Annotated in this window: 15 protein-coding genes and 1 riboswitch; of the genes, 7 read left to right on the plus strand and 8 right to left on the minus strand. The window is 51.5% G+C overall.

The features are described from left to right. The first annotated feature begins 1 nt into the window (after position 1). From nikC to O77CONTIG1_RS00485, 4 genes are read left to right on the plus strand one after another with little or no spacing between them, the layout of a single operon-like run. Positions 2–871: a nickel ABC transporter permease subunit NikC gene (gene nikC, locus O77CONTIG1_RS00470; RefSeq protein WP_068507165.1), complete on the plus strand. Its 870-nt coding sequence runs from the start codon at positions 2–4 to the stop codon at positions 869–871. Then, positions 864–1,670 (plus strand): ABC transporter ATP-binding protein, encoded by an 807-nt coding sequence (locus O77CONTIG1_RS00475; protein ID WP_068507167.1) that lies wholly within the window; start codon positions 864–866, stop codon positions 1,668–1,670. The genes nikC and O77CONTIG1_RS00475 overlap by 8 nt, the downstream gene beginning before the upstream one ends. After that, positions 1,667–2,485, plus strand: a complete 819-nt coding sequence (locus O77CONTIG1_RS00480) for a dipeptide/oligopeptide/nickel ABC transporter ATP-binding protein (protein WP_068507169.1) — start codon at positions 1,667–1,669, stop codon at positions 2,483–2,485. Before O77CONTIG1_RS00475 ends, O77CONTIG1_RS00480 begins: the two co-directional genes overlap by 4 nt. Beyond that, positions 2,482–3,252, plus strand: coding sequence for a class I SAM-dependent methyltransferase (locus O77CONTIG1_RS00485; protein WP_068507172.1), 771 nt, complete (start codon positions 2,482–2,484; stop codon positions 3,250–3,252). Before O77CONTIG1_RS00480 ends, O77CONTIG1_RS00485 begins: the two co-directional genes overlap by 4 nt. 67 nt (positions 3,253–3,319) lie before the next feature. Here the strand turns inward: O77CONTIG1_RS00485 and O77CONTIG1_RS00490 are convergent, their stop codons facing one another. Next, positions 3,320–3,610: a copper resistance protein gene (locus O77CONTIG1_RS00490; RefSeq protein WP_068507174.1), complete on the minus strand. Its 291-nt coding sequence runs from the start codon at positions 3,608–3,610 to the stop codon at positions 3,320–3,322. Between the two features lie 10 nt (positions 3,611–3,620). Next, a complete protein-coding gene (locus tag O77CONTIG1_RS00495; RefSeq protein ID WP_068507175.1) occupies positions 3,621–3,854 on the minus strand; it encodes a hypothetical protein in 234 nt (77 codons plus the stop codon). Between the two features lie 1,378 nt (positions 3,855–5,232). Between O77CONTIG1_RS00495 and O77CONTIG1_RS00500 the strand changes: the two genes are divergently transcribed. Both O77CONTIG1_RS00500 and O77CONTIG1_RS00505 read left to right on the plus strand, forming a co-directional pair. Continuing rightward, positions 5,233–6,294, plus strand: a complete 1,062-nt coding sequence (locus O77CONTIG1_RS00500; RefSeq protein WP_068507179.1) for a YsnF/AvaK domain-containing protein — start codon at positions 5,233–5,235, stop codon at positions 6,292–6,294. Positions 6,295–6,470: 176 nt separating this feature from the next. Next, entirely contained in the window at positions 6,471–7,439 is a 969-nt protein-coding gene (locus tag O77CONTIG1_RS00505; RefSeq protein ID WP_068507182.1) for a YsnF/AvaK domain-containing protein, read from the plus strand. A 72-nt stretch (positions 7,440–7,511) separates the two neighbouring features. Here the strand turns inward: O77CONTIG1_RS00505 and O77CONTIG1_RS00510 are convergent, their stop codons facing one another. From O77CONTIG1_RS00510 to O77CONTIG1_RS00525, 4 genes are all read right to left on the minus strand, one after another. Continuing rightward, the gene (locus O77CONTIG1_RS00510; RefSeq protein WP_068507184.1) at positions 7,512–8,102 is read right to left on the minus strand and encodes a hypothetical protein; all 591 of its coding nucleotides are present in this window, start codon (positions 8,100–8,102) and stop codon (positions 7,512–7,514) included. A 386-nt stretch (positions 8,103–8,488) separates the two neighbouring features. Continuing rightward, positions 8,489–8,884, minus strand: coding sequence for a DUF4278 domain-containing protein (locus O77CONTIG1_RS23140; RefSeq protein ID WP_084781940.1), 396 nt, complete (start codon positions 8,882–8,884; stop codon positions 8,489–8,491). 34 nt (positions 8,885–8,918) lie between these two features. Further along, a riboswitch (Glutamine riboswitch) is annotated at positions 8,919–9,005 on the minus strand. Positions 9,006–9,265: 260 nt separating this feature from the next. After that, complete coding sequence (locus tag O77CONTIG1_RS00520; RefSeq protein WP_068507186.1) at positions 9,266–9,889, minus strand: hypothetical protein; 624 nt, start codon at positions 9,887–9,889, stop codon at positions 9,266–9,268. 228 nt (positions 9,890–10,117) lie between these two features. Further along, positions 10,118–10,933, minus strand: coding sequence for a DNA adenine methylase (locus O77CONTIG1_RS00525; RefSeq protein WP_068507189.1), 816 nt, complete (start codon positions 10,931–10,933; stop codon positions 10,118–10,120). 133 nt (positions 10,934–11,066) lie between these two features. On the opposite strand from O77CONTIG1_RS00525, the gene O77CONTIG1_RS00530 reads away from it, so the two are divergent. Continuing rightward, the gene (locus O77CONTIG1_RS00530; RefSeq protein ID WP_068507193.1) at positions 11,067–12,302 is read left to right on the plus strand and encodes an LL-diaminopimelate aminotransferase; all 1,236 of its coding nucleotides are present in this window, start codon (positions 11,067–11,069) and stop codon (positions 12,300–12,302) included. A 100-nt stretch (positions 12,303–12,402) separates the two neighbouring features. Here O77CONTIG1_RS00530 and O77CONTIG1_RS00535 read toward each other — a convergent pair whose 3' ends face one another. Both O77CONTIG1_RS00535 and O77CONTIG1_RS00540 read right to left on the minus strand, forming a co-directional pair. After that, positions 12,403–13,308 (minus strand): MvdC/MvdD family ATP grasp protein, encoded by a 906-nt coding sequence (locus O77CONTIG1_RS00535; RefSeq protein ID WP_068507195.1) that lies wholly within the window; start codon positions 13,306–13,308, stop codon positions 12,403–12,405. Between the two features lie 29 nt (positions 13,309–13,337). Next, positions 13,338–13,670: a hypothetical protein gene (locus O77CONTIG1_RS00540; RefSeq protein WP_068507197.1), complete on the minus strand. Its 333-nt coding sequence runs from the start codon at positions 13,668–13,670 to the stop codon at positions 13,338–13,340. Positions 13,671–13,783: the final 113 nt, after the last annotated feature.

A 13,783-nucleotide genomic window follows, 5' to 3' on the forward strand; every position in this document is an offset into this window, starting at 1 on the left:
CATGGCAATTTTGCAAAAACTTTTGGATCACAAACTGGCGTGGTTGGGTCTGAGCCTGATTGCGATCGTCGTTCTCACTGCCCTCATTGCCCCACTGATCGCCCCCCACGATCCTTTAGCAGTCGATTTGATGCAGAAGCTTCAGCCATCCAGTGCTGCTTTTCCCTTGGGAACCGATCATCTCGGTCGCTGCATCTTGTCTCGCTTGATCTATGGGTCGCGGGTGTCGCTGTCGATTTCCCTGGTGGTTATTGCGCTGACAACGACGATTAGCCTGATTGTCGGTCTGGTGGCGGGCTATGTGGGCGGCAAAGCGGATAGCTGGTTGATGCGACTGTGCGATGTGTTTCTCGCTTTTCCGGCACTGATTTTGTCACTGGCGATCGTGGGTATTTTAGGAGCCGGAGTTGGAAATTTAATTTTCGCCCTGGCAATAACGCATTGGGCAGGCTACGCGCGAATTGTTCGCAGTCGCGTTTTAAGCGTCAAGGAAAGCGATTTTATCCAGGCGGCAATCGTCTCCGGTGCCAGCAGTTTGCCGATCATGCTCCGGCATATATTGCCATTTACGATCGCGGAACTTGCCATTCTCATGTCGCTCGATATCAGCCACATGATTTTGCACATTGCAGGATTGTCGTTTCTAGGATTAGGCATTCAACCTCCTACACCCGAATGGGGAGCCATGATCAACGACGGGCGCGAGTATTTCCGCCGTCAGCCAGAACTGATGATTTATCCAGGACTGATGATTTTTATCACTACCCTGGCTTTTAATCTGGTCGGAGATGCAGTGCGAGATGTCCTTGATCCGCGCATGGAAAAGCAAGTGCGATCTGAAACGTTGAAAGCGAAGTTACAAAATGGTTGAACCTGTTCTGACTGTTGATAATTTGCAGGTTGATTTTCCAGTTCAACGTGATTCTGGAACAATCCCGATCGTCCGCAATGTCAGTTTTCAACTGCAACCGGGCAGAGTTTTGGGCATCATTGGCGAAAGCGGCAGCGGCAAAAGTGTCACCTGTCTATCGATTCTGGGGTTGTTGAAAGGCGCAACCGTTCGCGGCAGCGCTCAGCTTGCAGGACAGGAATTAATTGGGTTAAATCAGGTTGAGTTGCGCCAAATTCGCGGACCCAAAATTGGCATGATTCTGCAAAATCCAGTCAGTTTCTTCAACCCAGTCACCACGATTCAGCGGCAATTTATCGAAACCCTGCGATCGCACCGTTCACTAACGGATGCTGAGGCTCGATCAATCGCCGCTGACCATCTAAACGCCGTTGGCTTAACCGATCCCCAGCGAGTGCTGCGTCAATTTCCATTTCAACTCAGTGGTGGAATGCTGCAACGGGTCATGATTGCGATCGCCCTCTCGTTACAACCGCAAGTCTTAATTGCCGATGAACCGACCACCGCATTGGATGTGATTACCCAAATGCAAATTCTGGGACTGATTAAACAACTGCAACAGCAAACTAATTGTGCCCTGCTGTTAATCACCCATGACCTGGGAGTGATTGCTCAACTTGCCGATCGGGTTGCCGTGATGCGAAACGGTGAGTTTGTCGAACAAACCAGCGTTGAGCAGTTATTTGATCATCCCCAACATCCTTACACGCGATCGCTGCTTGCGTCTCGGCTCACCCCTCACCTGGGAGCAAGACGATGACCTTACTATCGGTGCAGCAGGTTTCTAAAACCTATCAGTTGCGGTTGGGCTGGAGCGGCAAAACGCAGCTTATTCACGCGCTGCAAGATGTTTCCATCGATCTTGTACCTGGAAGCTGTTTGGGTGTGGTGGGGGAAAGCGGTGCCGGAAAAAGCACGTTAGGACGGATGGTGCTGGGTTTAGAGAAGCCCGATCGCGGTCAGATCTGGTTTCAGGATAAAGAACTGAGCCAACTAACCCCCCCGCAACTGCGATCGCTGCGGCGCGACATTCAGGTGGTGTTTCAAGATAGCTTTAATGCCGTGAATCCGCGATTTAAAGTGAGGGAGATTATCAGTGAACCCATTCGCAACTACCTAAATTTGACGGCTGTTGAGGTAACGAATCGCACCGTTCAACTTCTCGAAACAGTAGGTTTAACGGCAGCAGATGCAGATAAATATCCGCATCAGTTTAGCGGGGGACAGTTGCAGCGCGTCACCATTGCACGAGCGATCGCCCTCAAGCCAAAACTCGTTGTGTTAGATGAACCCGTTTCCAGTCTTGACATGACCATTCAGGCGCAAATTCTCAATCTACTGCTCGAACTGAAGCAACAATTTCACCTGTCGTATTTATTTATCACCCATGATCTGGCTGCCGTTGCTTACCTTGCCGATCGGTTTGTCATCATGCACAAAGGTGCGATCGTTGAATCGAGCGATTCCCTGGATTTGAGCAACCTACAGCATCCTTATTCCCGACAGTTAATTGCGGCTCAGTTACCTGCCCATCCCCGCGATCGCAAATCCTTCCTCTACGCTGCAAAACCATGACTCACAATCTGCTTAAAATCAACTGGCACCACTGGCTTGAGCGTTGGGATGCCCAGCAAAGCGGCTATCTTCCCTATCGAGAAGAGCGGTTTCAGATCATGCTGGACGCGATCGCTCATCTGTTACCTGAATCGTTCACTGCGATCGATCTGGCTTGTGGTCCCGGTGCCATCAGCCAGCGTTTGTTGAATCGCTTTCCACAAGCCAACTGTATTGCCATTGATTACGATCCGGTTTTGCTGGCGATCGGTCAGGGCGTGTTAGGGGCAATGGGCGATCGACTACGTTGGATCGAAGCAGATTTAACGCAAGATGATTGGCTAGAACAAATGGGTGACACTCAGGTGGATGCCGTTTTAACCACAACTGCATTACACTGGTTGCCGATCGATCGCCTGGTGTATCTCTATCAAAAACTTGGTCAAGTTCTGCGTCCGAGTGGTGTGTTTCTCAACGGTGATCATCTCTACTTTCCGCCACACTTAGCCACCATTCAACGGTTAGCAAAAGCGGTGCAGGCACAGCAGGAAGAGCAAGCATTTTCAGAGAGAAACCAGGAAGACTGGCAGCAGTGGTGGCAGGCGATCGAGCAAGAAGCAGACCTCAAAGCGTTGCTAACCGAGAGACACCGACGCTTTCAACCTCGATTTACCGAGCATGAGCCAACGCTAGTCATTCATGAGGCAGCCCTGCAAGAGGCAGGATTTCGAGAGGTGAGTACCATCTGGCAACGATTTGACGATCGGATTTTGATGGCAGTGCGTTAGTTAACACAGTTCAGGCAAGAAACTTACGAATTGCCATTCCAATGCTTAACTTTCTTGCCTGGTACATTCATGGCGAATGGTGATGATGAGTATCGTGCTGGTTCTGAGCGGGTTGCACCAATTCCATACTGTGTTGACCAAACGCCGCCAACCCCATCGTCACCAATCCTGAGCTTAGAAGCCCCATCGAGACCAAGCCAAAGGAGAATATCCCCATTGAGACAAGCCCGATCGAGACAATGCCATGTGTGACAACCCCGATCGCCACAACTCCGTGTGCAGACACCCCGATCGCAACTACTCCATGAGCGCCAATTCCCACCGATACTTTTTTCCGTTTCTTTAACGTTTCATTCATTGAACTCAACTCAGTTAAAAATTCGCTTGAGGGCGGGAATGCGGGACAACACAAAATAGTCGAGCAATAGCACAATCACTAATGAAAGACCGACTAATGGAAATGCCAGCCCCATGACAGCCACGATCGCCAACGGTACTCGCCAGCTTTGCACATAGGGGGGCATTGCTGGAGCACCAATCAGTCCTGATTCTTTGGGGCGACGCTGCCACCACATGACGGCTCCACTGATGGAGAGCAACATGACGATCAGTGCTGCAATCAGGCCATTCAGTCTCAGATCATCACAATCATCTCACCCTGTTCTCGGTTCTCCGGTTCCGACTATGCGATCTCTCGTTGAACTTGATTTTTATCCACCTTTATGCACCTGTCTGAAAGACTTTGATCTCAGGCAAGTTTAGTTTGCTACAGAGCGAGAAATGCTAGCTGCTGCACAAGTTTGCTCAAAATGTGCAGGTGCATACTCACAAATTGTGCGCCACCAAACCTTGCTTTTTTGCCGTAATAGGCTAGCCTCAAATAGGGTTTGGAGTCCTTAAGAGAACACCGTGGTTTGCTTCATTCTCAGGGTGTCTTTGCATTGCGTACTTGCAGCGCTGAAATGTAGTGCAGTCGAGGTGTTCCGCTGTCGAGTCTGATCCTTGATTGTTCTTAAGTAGCCTGGAAAACATACCACTTGAGGATAAGTATGGTTTTAATATTCAAAGCTTCAGTAACTCTGGTTTCGCTAGATTTCATGAACGGTTCTTAAGTCCTGATGTTGTTTAGAATGTTTGAGCCAGGAGCCTGGTTCCTTCTGGAAACTTCAGGGGTTTAGTATTACGGCTTGGTCTGGGGCTGATATCGAGATTCCTTCAACTGATTAGCCTGCATGTTCCATAGACATATCCCATAGAGCAGCGGGTTGACTATTAACCAGTGATGCTTTTTGGGGTTGTGTTGTGTGACAAGAGTGTGCGTGGACAGTCGGAGCTGTAATCTCTTTCTACTGCCAGTGTTTCTACCAGCTTTGATAGGCATCTTTGATAAGCATTTATGGTTTTGCTACCGCGATCGCCCATTACAAAGACAATGTGGCTGCAATGCTTACATCTGCAAATGTGCGTCTTGGCTCCGCTGGGCTAGAAGTTGTGATTGCGACGACCTATCCATTCGTATTCCAGAATCAGGCTACAGCATTTTTGAAGCTAGTGAGGCACACGGATGGTCAATAAGCCCTTGCCTCGTGAGGGCAGCGTGTGCCTCACCCCGCAAGAAAATGCTGTAAGCATCAAACTGTTCTTCAAAGGAAAGCTTTCCTCCTAAACGCTTCTGTGGCGCAGATAGCTCCCTGGGCGATCGCAAATTTATCAGCGACGGACGGCGTATCAGTTTCTATGGAACCAGGAAATAGTCCACGGAGCAGGTTTTTACCCGCAGACCCCAGCAATCAGCTACTTGTGGGTTTCCCCTTTTGGCTATGGCTACTGTTACCTTTTCTAGGGTTATTGCTACTCATTCTGCTACGGTCTCGACGGCAATCTATGCAGCAAAGAAGCTCCTCAGCCGAGACTCCCTATTCCAGCCATCAGCCTGCCAGTCAGCAGTCCGCAGCAAGCGATTCTACGATCAACTCTCTCATGGAAGAAACATCTAACTTGCCCGATTTAACTCCTACACCACCTGACTCTACCTCTAGTACTCCTGCTGAGCGAGAAGTTTTTCCTGCTGAGCAGGAAGTTCTTTCGGTTATTCAAGAAGAGGTGTCTGTTAGCAAGCAGCAGGTTGAGCGGGGCAAAATTCGAGTTAATAAGCGAGTAGAAAGTCGCGAGGAGATAGTCAATGCACCCCTTGTGCATGAACAAGTCGTTGTAGAGCGGGTTCCATTCAATCGAGTGATCGAGGGAGAAATCCCTACAGAAAGGGATGAAAACGACGTTCATATTATTCCCATTTTTGAGGAAGTTGCTGTTGCCGAAAGGCAGCTTATTTTACGGGAAGAAGTGCGGATCTCTAAAAGGCTGGTTACAACGGTGGTCCAGCAAGTAGTAGCAGTTCAAAGAGGCTCTGTTGAAGTTGAACGTACCGCGTTTGAGAATGAGCCACCCAACTATGTTCAGCCCGCAGTAGACTTTCAAGTAGCGCCTCAAACGAATGCCTCAATCAATCACGAAGCACGGTCAGCAGGAGCAGCAACCCAAGTAGAGACTCAAGTTCGTACAACACCTGAAGAGACTTTAGCCGTTGCTTCAAGCGTACCATTTCAGTCCAATCAGCCTCCAATTTCTAGTGCCGTTTCTAATCGTGAGGCTATTCCTGATGAAGAGATTGTCATACCGATAATGGCCGAAGAAGCGGCTTTAACTGTTCAACAAGTCACTCGCGGCAAGGTACAGGTACGCACAAGATTTGACACAGTAGAGCAAGTCCTTGAATCACCAGTGATGCGTGAGGAATTGATCGTTGAACATATTCCTAGAAACCAGCCCATCCAAGGTGACCCACCGCAAGTTCGCGAAGAAAACGGTGTACAAATTATCCCCATCTTGGAAGAAGTATTGGTGAGCAGAAAGCAGCTTTTGCTTCGAGAAGAGGTGCGAATTTCAAAGCGCCGAGTCACAGAGAGTATTCCTCAGGCAATCACTTTGCGCTATGAGGTTGCAGATATTGAGCAGATCAGCTTTGAGGATAGTAGCGAATAGTTCGTTCTTTAAGCTTTTCCTTGAGAGTAAAGGTTTTTTCAAAAGATTTATAGTACGAGCTTTCTCCTCGGTTGAGATAGGTGTTATCCAGCCTATCTAAAGGTAGCCCTTGTAGCGAGAACAGGGGATTCGGTTACGTTTTGACCCCATATCGTTAGTCACGAAAGGACGAATTCATGAAAACTGTTATTGGTTTGTTTGATGATCGCGAAGAAGGGATGCGTGCTTATACCGCTCTGCATGATGAAGGATTTGCCTTGGCAGACCTGGACATTCTGACCAACGACGACGAAGATGACGTGCCCAAGCTGGAGAATCTTCGCAGAAATCTGCCCGCTTCCGATGCCGAAGTGTATTTGGAAGGGGTTCGTCAAGGCGGCACGATTATCACTGCAAACGTGACCGACAGTACCGCTACTCGCGCAGCCGAAATCATGTCCAACTTCAACATGGTTGTGATTGCTGATCGAGTTGCCGAACTCAGGAAAGTAAATCCGAACCTGACCCTCAGCGATCCTGCACGGGATGAAAACGTTCTAGAAGTGATCGAAGAAGATCTGCAAGTCGGCAAGACCGCCGTTGAGCGGGGCCGGATGCGGATTTATTCCGTTGTCACTGAGCGTGAAGTCTCTCAGAATGTGGCTCTGCGCGATGAGACCCTGCGCGTCAGCCGTCGCCCTGTGAACCGCCAGGTCGAAATTCGCCCTGATTTGTTCCAGGAGCGCTCCTTCGAGATGGTGGAGATGGATGAAATCGCCCTAGTTGGCAAAACTGCTCGGGTGGTTGAAGAGATTGTTCTGGGTAAGGAAGTTGCCGAGAAGATTGAAACCATCAAGGAAACCCTCCGTCGTCAGGATGTAGAGATTGAGGAAATCCCGGCAGCCCGTCCTTTTGCTGACTATGATGCCGATTTCCGCGCTTTCTACAACGAGAAGCTGTCCAACAAGGGCGTTCAGTATGATGAACTTCGCCCGGCCCTGAACTATGGCTACAGCCTGGCTACTCGCGAACCCTTCCGCAGCAGCCCTTGGTCTGCCGTGGAGCAAGACGCTCGCCGCATTTGGGAAGAGAAGAACCCCGGCACCTGGGATCAGAACAAAGCGGTAATTCACTACGCCTGGGAAAAAGTTCGTAGCGCTCGCTAGACCCGGAAACGTCTCCTCTAGAGTGAATCGTTGTGCGGCATTGTCGTACAACGATTCGTGCTTTCTGCCACGCTACTGCTCTGAACGACATCGAATCCGGGCGCTATCACCAATCGTGTTTATCTGATGCTTTGCCAGGATGCGGTCAACGGCGTTTGGGTAGGAGAGGCGAGTGTAGTGAGGGAATGTTTTTAGCAAAGCCTCCACAAAGGAGCGAGACAGAAAAGAACCGAGGGCAAATTGCCGCACAGCTCTCACTCGATTGGTTTCCAAATCAGTCAGCACCACCGCCAGGGGCAGTTGAAAGTTGGGATTGTGCAAGACAGGGTCAAAGTTAGGCAGTTGCTCTGGATGGAGTTGACAGAGGTGAAAGGGGCACTCCTGCCAGGGGAGAATCAGGGTTGCGGGCTTTGTTTGTCCGGGCCCGGCGTACTTGTCAACCTGGAAAATCCGAAAGCAGAGAAAGGGGACTTGTTCGACGACGTTAAGGGCAACCTCAAAAACGCCAGACTCGACGGCCCATTGTTCAGCCAGGGAGGGATTGCGAAAGGTTAGGGTCAGTTCTACCCAGTCGGAACGCCAGGTAAACTCGGCTCCCTCTGCATCTAGCGATCGGGTGTGGCGTTGTCCTACGGTAATCAGACCAAAGTCTTGATACTTCATCGTTGCAACAGTTAAGTCAGTCCGGTCAGGTGAACGACCTCCAAAATGCAGTCCTCCTTGGCTAAGGCACTGCTGTATATAGGAGGGTTAACCGTATGTTAACTAACATTATGCCCGTCATTGTTGTCTGGATCACATTATTAAGGCTAAAGATTAATTTTTTCTAAAAAATTAGCAGCAGAAGCACGGCGAGGATTTGGGGAACTTTGCAAAAATCTACAAAAAATCTACAAATTGTGACGATGTTTACCCTATTTCATTCGATACCGAGGAATCGGCATAAGAAAAGGCACCCCCGATGGGAGTGCCTGCAACCAGCTAACTTTTAGGAAATGCGAAGGGCTGGTGGAGCGGAGATGAGAAGCAGATGAGAACCTGCTATGACCCTAGCTAATGCTGGCGTGGCTGCGGTCGTAGCTGTCCCAGAAACCGGGCTGCACCTTGCCTTGAATGTGTCCCCAGTATTGGCTCGTGGTTCCGGCATCTAGCCCGACGTTGGCAGCCAAACGGGTCAGCATCGCTTGTTGACGGCGCTTCACCGTTTTGTGGTGATTCATCATCAGCTCCCGCGCTCTCTCTTCGATGGAAACGGGGGCTGCGGGCTGGGTCATAGGTGCCGGTGCAACAGCAGGAACAGTCGCCGCAGGATCAGTTGCAACAGGTTGATTGGTCTGGTATTCGTTGCCCCGGAACTTCAGTTCAGTAGTAGTCGGGTGGCTATTGTTCAGGTTCAGGGGTTGGGGATTGTAGTCGTAAGTGATGCCACGATAGGTGAGTTTCATAGGATTCGCCTCTCTTGTTGAAGGGTAAGGGTGAGGCGCGTTCCTTCGGGATTGCTCCCTACTTCCGTCTCTTTCAGCGGATCGGGCTGGTTGAAGCTGACAGCGGAAAGAGATGAACGATTTCTTTTCTGTATCTATTGTTACTGTTTTGAGTTTTTCTGTCAAGGGTTCCTGGCTTGATTGGGGCGAGTTTTTTGAGAAATCACCCGATGGGGCGATCGCCCACGCCGATGACTCGACCTGGTTCGCTAGACGACAGGGCCGGAGCCAGCAGCGCAAACTCTTGGTAAATCTGCCCCGATCAATCTGCCATTGGCACACCACGAAAGCTCGATGGATAACGCCTGATGGAAGCTCAGCCAGCACCTTACAGTTAGCTCATTAATTATTCGTCTCGCGCAAAGACACCAGCAATTCGCCCACCGTCAGGTTCAGCTTTTGGGCATGGGGATTGCTGGACTCAAATAGTTCATCGCCAATCAGCGCCTGATAGTCAGCAGCGGACTGGGTGCGGGCTGTGTCATCCATGTGTAGCCGCATCACCAACAGCCCATAGTAGTCCCGCAGTTCGGTTCCTTCTAGCAACACTGTACCGCCATAGTCCCAGTCAAAGCCATAGAACTTGAAGGGGCCCAGCTTTTGCTGTAGCTCTGCAAACGAGGTTCCCACCCCAATGCCTTCTGGTGTGCGCCAGGCTGGGCCAGGGTTCATGACGGCGGCGGCTTCGGTGCGTTCTGGGTTGCCCCAAATAATGGTGAAGGAACGGTCTGGGCCGAGGTTTACAACGGTTCCCAGTTCGGTTTCGCCTTCGCCCATGCCAATTTCTTTATCTTCTAGGTTGGCTTCGCCAAATTGGGCTGCCAAATCCTGCCGCGTTGTATTTTCCGTCACGGGGCCAAAGCGTTCGCCAGGAACGATCGTGGTGTCTAGGGTTACAGCAGGAGATTGGGCGATCGCCCCGCCACTGGGTTCCGAGGGACTGGGTGATGCTGTGGGTGACTCCACGGGCGCAGGAGACAGCCAAGGTGTAGAACCACATCCCGCCAGCAGCGCTACGGAAAGTAAGGTAGATGCTATAGCAACGCGCGTCCGGGATTTACAAACCAGGGATGTGAACATGGAACTCCAGCCTTTCGCCAATCTGCGACTATAGTAATAGATCTATCGCCGTAGGCTGATGCTCCGTCCGGATAGTTTGCCCATCCCTCAGTCGAGTGATTTTTTAGGTTTCGTTCAGTAATTTTTGATGAATAGCTCTTTACCTTTGGCGGCGATCGCCTGTTTGTAATTGTTCATGCCGTATTGCAGTTCCCATTCCACAATCGTGGCAAACCGAAATAGAGAACGAACCTCCGGCGAGTCGTCATAGGTAATCAGCCAGCGATGGGGGCAGCGCTGCATCGCTTTGGCAAATCGCACATGGTCGAAAGCCGTGTGCAAGTTGCCTTTTACTCCATAGAGTTTAGAGTGCGTAGCAGATAAGTAAGGCGGATCGAGGAAGATAAATACGTCTTTACCCGGCTTTTGCAGTAGCTCTGCATAATCACCCTGCGTAATCTGTACGCCTGAAAGTAAGCCAGGCAGTTTGGCAAGGCGGGCGATCGCCGATTCGGTAAAGCGCCGCTCGTAAGCCTGCTGCGAATAGCCGCCAGAATCCATCACACCCGAAAACGTAATGCGGTTCATCACAAAAAAGCGAACAGCGCGATCAAAATCTGTGGAACTGTTTCGTTCATCCAGCAGGAATGTATACAGTTCACGCCCGGTCGGGAAACTGGAACGCAGCCAGGACACTTTTTTGACCAGTGCCTCGTTCTGATCGCGGGCAGTCTTCCAAAAGCAAACCAGGTCGCGGTTCAGGTCGTTGATCCAAAACAGGCGCGGCGTTTGATCTGACCAAAACGGTAGCTGCTGTTTTGCGGCGAGAAACACCGACCCGCCACCCACAAATGGTTCGCGAAATTCGGCAATGCACTCTGGCAGCAGGGGCAAAATCTGGGCGATCGCCCTCGACTTGCCGCCCGGATAGCGCAACGGACTCTTGATCATGCTTCTCCGCACACCGAACCTTTACAGAAATTTCCTTAGCACAGGTTAGCGCACCAGGGTTTGCCGTAAGCTGGATTGAGGCTTAAATTATTGAGACGATTCTCCAGACGCAAGCGACTAGACGCAAAAGACTATGGCGACCATCAACGATAATTACTTGAAGCTCAAAGCGGGCTATCTGTTTCCCGAAATCGGGCGGCGGGTGAATGCCTTTGCGGCGGCGAATCCTGACGCACCGATCATCCGGCTGGGCATTGGCGACGTGACCGAACCCTTGCCCGAAGCCTGCCGCGCCGCCATGATCAAAGCCGTGGAAGACATGGGCGACCGCGCCACGTTCAAAGGCTATGGGCCAGAGCAGGGCTATGGCTGGTTGCGAGAGGCGATCGCCACCCACGACTTCCAAGCACGCGGCTGCGACATCAGCGCCGACGAAATCTTTGTTTCCGACGGCTCCAAGTGCGACTGCGGCAACATTTTGGACATCTTTGGCAGCAACAACACAATTGCCGTCACTGACCCCGTGTATCCGGTCTATGTCGATACCAACGTGATGGCAGGGCACACGGGCGATGCCAACGAGCGCGGCGAATATGGCGGTCTCGTCTACCTACCCATCAGCGCGGAAAATAATTTCACTGCCAAAATCCCCAGCCAAAAAGTAGACCTGATCTACCTTTGCTTCCCCAACAATCCGACGGGAGCAACCGCAACGAAAGAACACTTGGCGGATTGGGTGAACTACGCCCGCGCCCACGGCTCCATCATCTTCTTTGACGCTGCCTACGAAGCCTTTATCACCGATCCGTCGCTGCCCCACTCCATTTACGAAATCGAAGGAGCGCGGGAGTGTGCCATCGAGTTTCGCTCCTTTTCCAAAAATGCGGGCTTCACGGGCACTCGCTGTGCCTTCACTGTCGTTCCCAAATCCCTCAAGGGCAAGGCGGCTGATGGTTCTGACGTGGAGTTATGGAGCCTGTGGAACCGTCGCCAGTCCACTAAGTTCAACGGCGTGTCCTACATCGTGCAGCGCGGCGCAGAGGCGGTCTACTCACCCGAAGGTAAGGCTCAAACCCGCGCTCTAATCGACTTTTATATGGAAAACGCCCGCATTATTCGGGAACAGTTAACAAATGCTGGAATTCAGGTCTACGGCGGCGTGAACGCGCCCTACGTCTGGGTGAAAACGCCGCACGGTTTGTCAAGCTGGGATTTCTTTGACAAGCTGCTGCACACCTGCAACGTCGTCGGCACGCCGGGTTCGGGCTTTGGTGCGGCAGGCGAGGGCTACTTCCGCATTTCCGCCTTCAATAGCCGCGAAAACGTGAACGAGGCGATGCGCCGCATTGTGGAGAAGTTTCAGGGATAAATCCTGCTGAGACATCCGCAAACTGAACAGAATCCCGGTGGCTAAGCTCGCCGGGTTCTGTCGTGGGGTTTAATGTTTATTTACGCTCATTATCTGATGCTCAACCGATCAGTCGCTCTACCAGCAGTTGCGTAATTGGAAATCCGGTTTGCCGTTCGAAGTGGAGAAACATGGGGCTAGGGTTTGCTTCTAAGAAGACATATTGCCCATCGGGTGTCAACCGCCAGTCAATTGCTGTCCATTCCAGATATAAGCAGTGGGCGATCGCCACACACTGCTGCTGCACGGCTTCTGGCAAGATAGCAGGGATTAGCGTGGCGGCGGCATCTTCTCGGAAGTCTACTGCGTCGCTGCGGATTTCTGCCGTGTAGACCTCAGCACCAATCACGTAGCTGCGGACATTTGTACCTGGAACATATTCTTGAAGCGTGACGGGGGCGATCTTACTGGCTAGTTCCAGCCGATCTAAGTTCAGGTGGTCGGGCGTGATTCGTTGGGTGTATGCGCCGCCGTACACTGGCTTAAAAATCAGGTCTGGATAAGACTCGTAGAATTGCAAAATCGCCTGCGGATCATTGCTAATCAGTGTCGGCGGAATCGGCACGCCCAGTTGGGCAATTCGATGCAGTTGTAAAGGCTTTTCTTGATGAAACTGGTACGCTTGCCATGAATTGATCCAGTAGGCCGGGCAAGCCTGCATCAGCGATCGCAGCGCACTCAGCGCATCTTTGTGGGCAATGCTGGCCTGCTGGGCATCTTGCAGTGGCGGCACCTGCACGCCATAGAAACTGCGCCAAAAAATGCTGTGAATTTGGTGTAAATCGAGGCGATCGCCCTCAGGCAACATAATCGTCCCAGTATGGGCAGACGGACTCCAGGAAAGCTGGATGCGCGTCGGAAAGTGCTGAGTATTGCAGTAGTAAACCGATGCCCCCGCCTGGGCAACGGCCTGACCCACATGGGCCGCATGAGGGTCAGTGCGATCGCCCAAAATCAGAACATTCATGCACACCTCAACGGGCCGTCCAGGCTTACCTACCACTCAGTCCAGCCGCCTTCTTCACCCAGCGCCAAGGTCGTCGCCCAGCCCCCTTCCTCGCCTAGCGCTAGAGTGGTAACTTCGGGCGGCTGCCACCCCCCTTCCTCGCCAATCGCCTTAGTCGTAACGGGAGGATGTGGGATCACCGGATCGATAGGAACTGGTTTGGGAGGACGAACCGAGGGCACACCGCCCTGTTCTCCCCCTCGCCGCGTGATATATCGGAGGCCACCGCTGAGATCCGATGCCATTGCAGAAGCTAAGTCATCTTCAAACTCAAGATCGAGCGTCTTCAGGGTTGAGAGGCTCAAATTAAACGGATGTTCCATCTCTAGCTACTCCCTTTAAAGATCAGTTGAAATAGTCAGACACGAGCGATCAGAGATGACAATCAGTCCGACAAAATATCCCATCCCTAAACTTATAAAACAATCATTTTTTA

It is taken from the genome of Leptolyngbya sp. O-77 (assembly GCF_001548395.1).
Classification (GTDB): Bacteria; Cyanobacteriota; Cyanobacteriia; order Elainellales; family Elainellaceae; genus Thermoleptolyngbya.

What these genes read in the sequence shown, in the direction of transcription:
- O77CONTIG1_RS00505 (WP_068507182.1), top strand. Translation starts at nt 6,471, where the DNA reads ATGAAAACTGTTATTGGTTTGTTTGATGATCGCGAAGAAGGGATGCGT.
- O77CONTIG1_RS00525 (WP_068507189.1), bottom strand. Translation starts at nt 10,933, where the DNA reads ATGATCAAGAGTCCGTTGCGCTATCCGGGCGGCAAGTCGAGGGCGATC.
- O77CONTIG1_RS00510 (WP_068507184.1), bottom strand. Translation starts at nt 8,102, where the DNA reads ATGAAGTATCAAGACTTTGGTCTGATTACCGTAGGACAACGCCACACC.
- O77CONTIG1_RS23140 (WP_084781940.1), bottom strand. Translation starts at nt 8,884, where the DNA reads ATGAAACTCACCTATCGTGGCATCACTTACGACTACAATCCCCAACCC.
- O77CONTIG1_RS00475 (WP_068507167.1), top strand. Translation starts at nt 864, where the DNA reads ATGGTTGAACCTGTTCTGACTGTTGATAATTTGCAGGTTGATTTTCCA.
- O77CONTIG1_RS00480 (WP_068507169.1), top strand. Translation starts at nt 1,667, where the DNA reads ATGACCTTACTATCGGTGCAGCAGGTTTCTAAAACCTATCAGTTGCGG.
- nikC (WP_068507165.1), top strand. Translation starts at nt 2, where the DNA reads ATGGCAATTTTGCAAAAACTTTTGGATCACAAACTGGCGTGGTTGGGT.
- O77CONTIG1_RS00490 (WP_068507174.1), bottom strand. Translation starts at nt 3,610, where the DNA reads ATGAATGAAACGTTAAAGAAACGGAAAAAAGTATCGGTGGGAATTGGC.
- O77CONTIG1_RS00530 (WP_068507193.1), top strand. Translation starts at nt 11,067, where the DNA reads ATGGCGACCATCAACGATAATTACTTGAAGCTCAAAGCGGGCTATCTG.
- O77CONTIG1_RS00485 (WP_068507172.1), top strand. Translation starts at nt 2,482, where the DNA reads ATGACTCACAATCTGCTTAAAATCAACTGGCACCACTGGCTTGAGCGT.
- O77CONTIG1_RS00495 (WP_068507175.1), bottom strand. Translation starts at nt 3,854, where the DNA reads ATGTTGCTCTCCATCAGTGGAGCCGTCATGTGGTGGCAGCGTCGCCCC.
- O77CONTIG1_RS00540 (WP_068507197.1), bottom strand. Translation starts at nt 13,670, where the DNA reads ATGGAACATCCGTTTAATTTGAGCCTCTCAACCCTGAAGACGCTCGAT.
- O77CONTIG1_RS00500 (WP_068507179.1), top strand. Translation starts at nt 5,233, where the DNA reads ATGGAAGAAACATCTAACTTGCCCGATTTAACTCCTACACCACCTGAC.
- O77CONTIG1_RS00535 (WP_068507195.1), bottom strand. Translation starts at nt 13,308, where the DNA reads ATGAATGTTCTGATTTTGGGCGATCGCACTGACCCTCATGCGGCCCAT.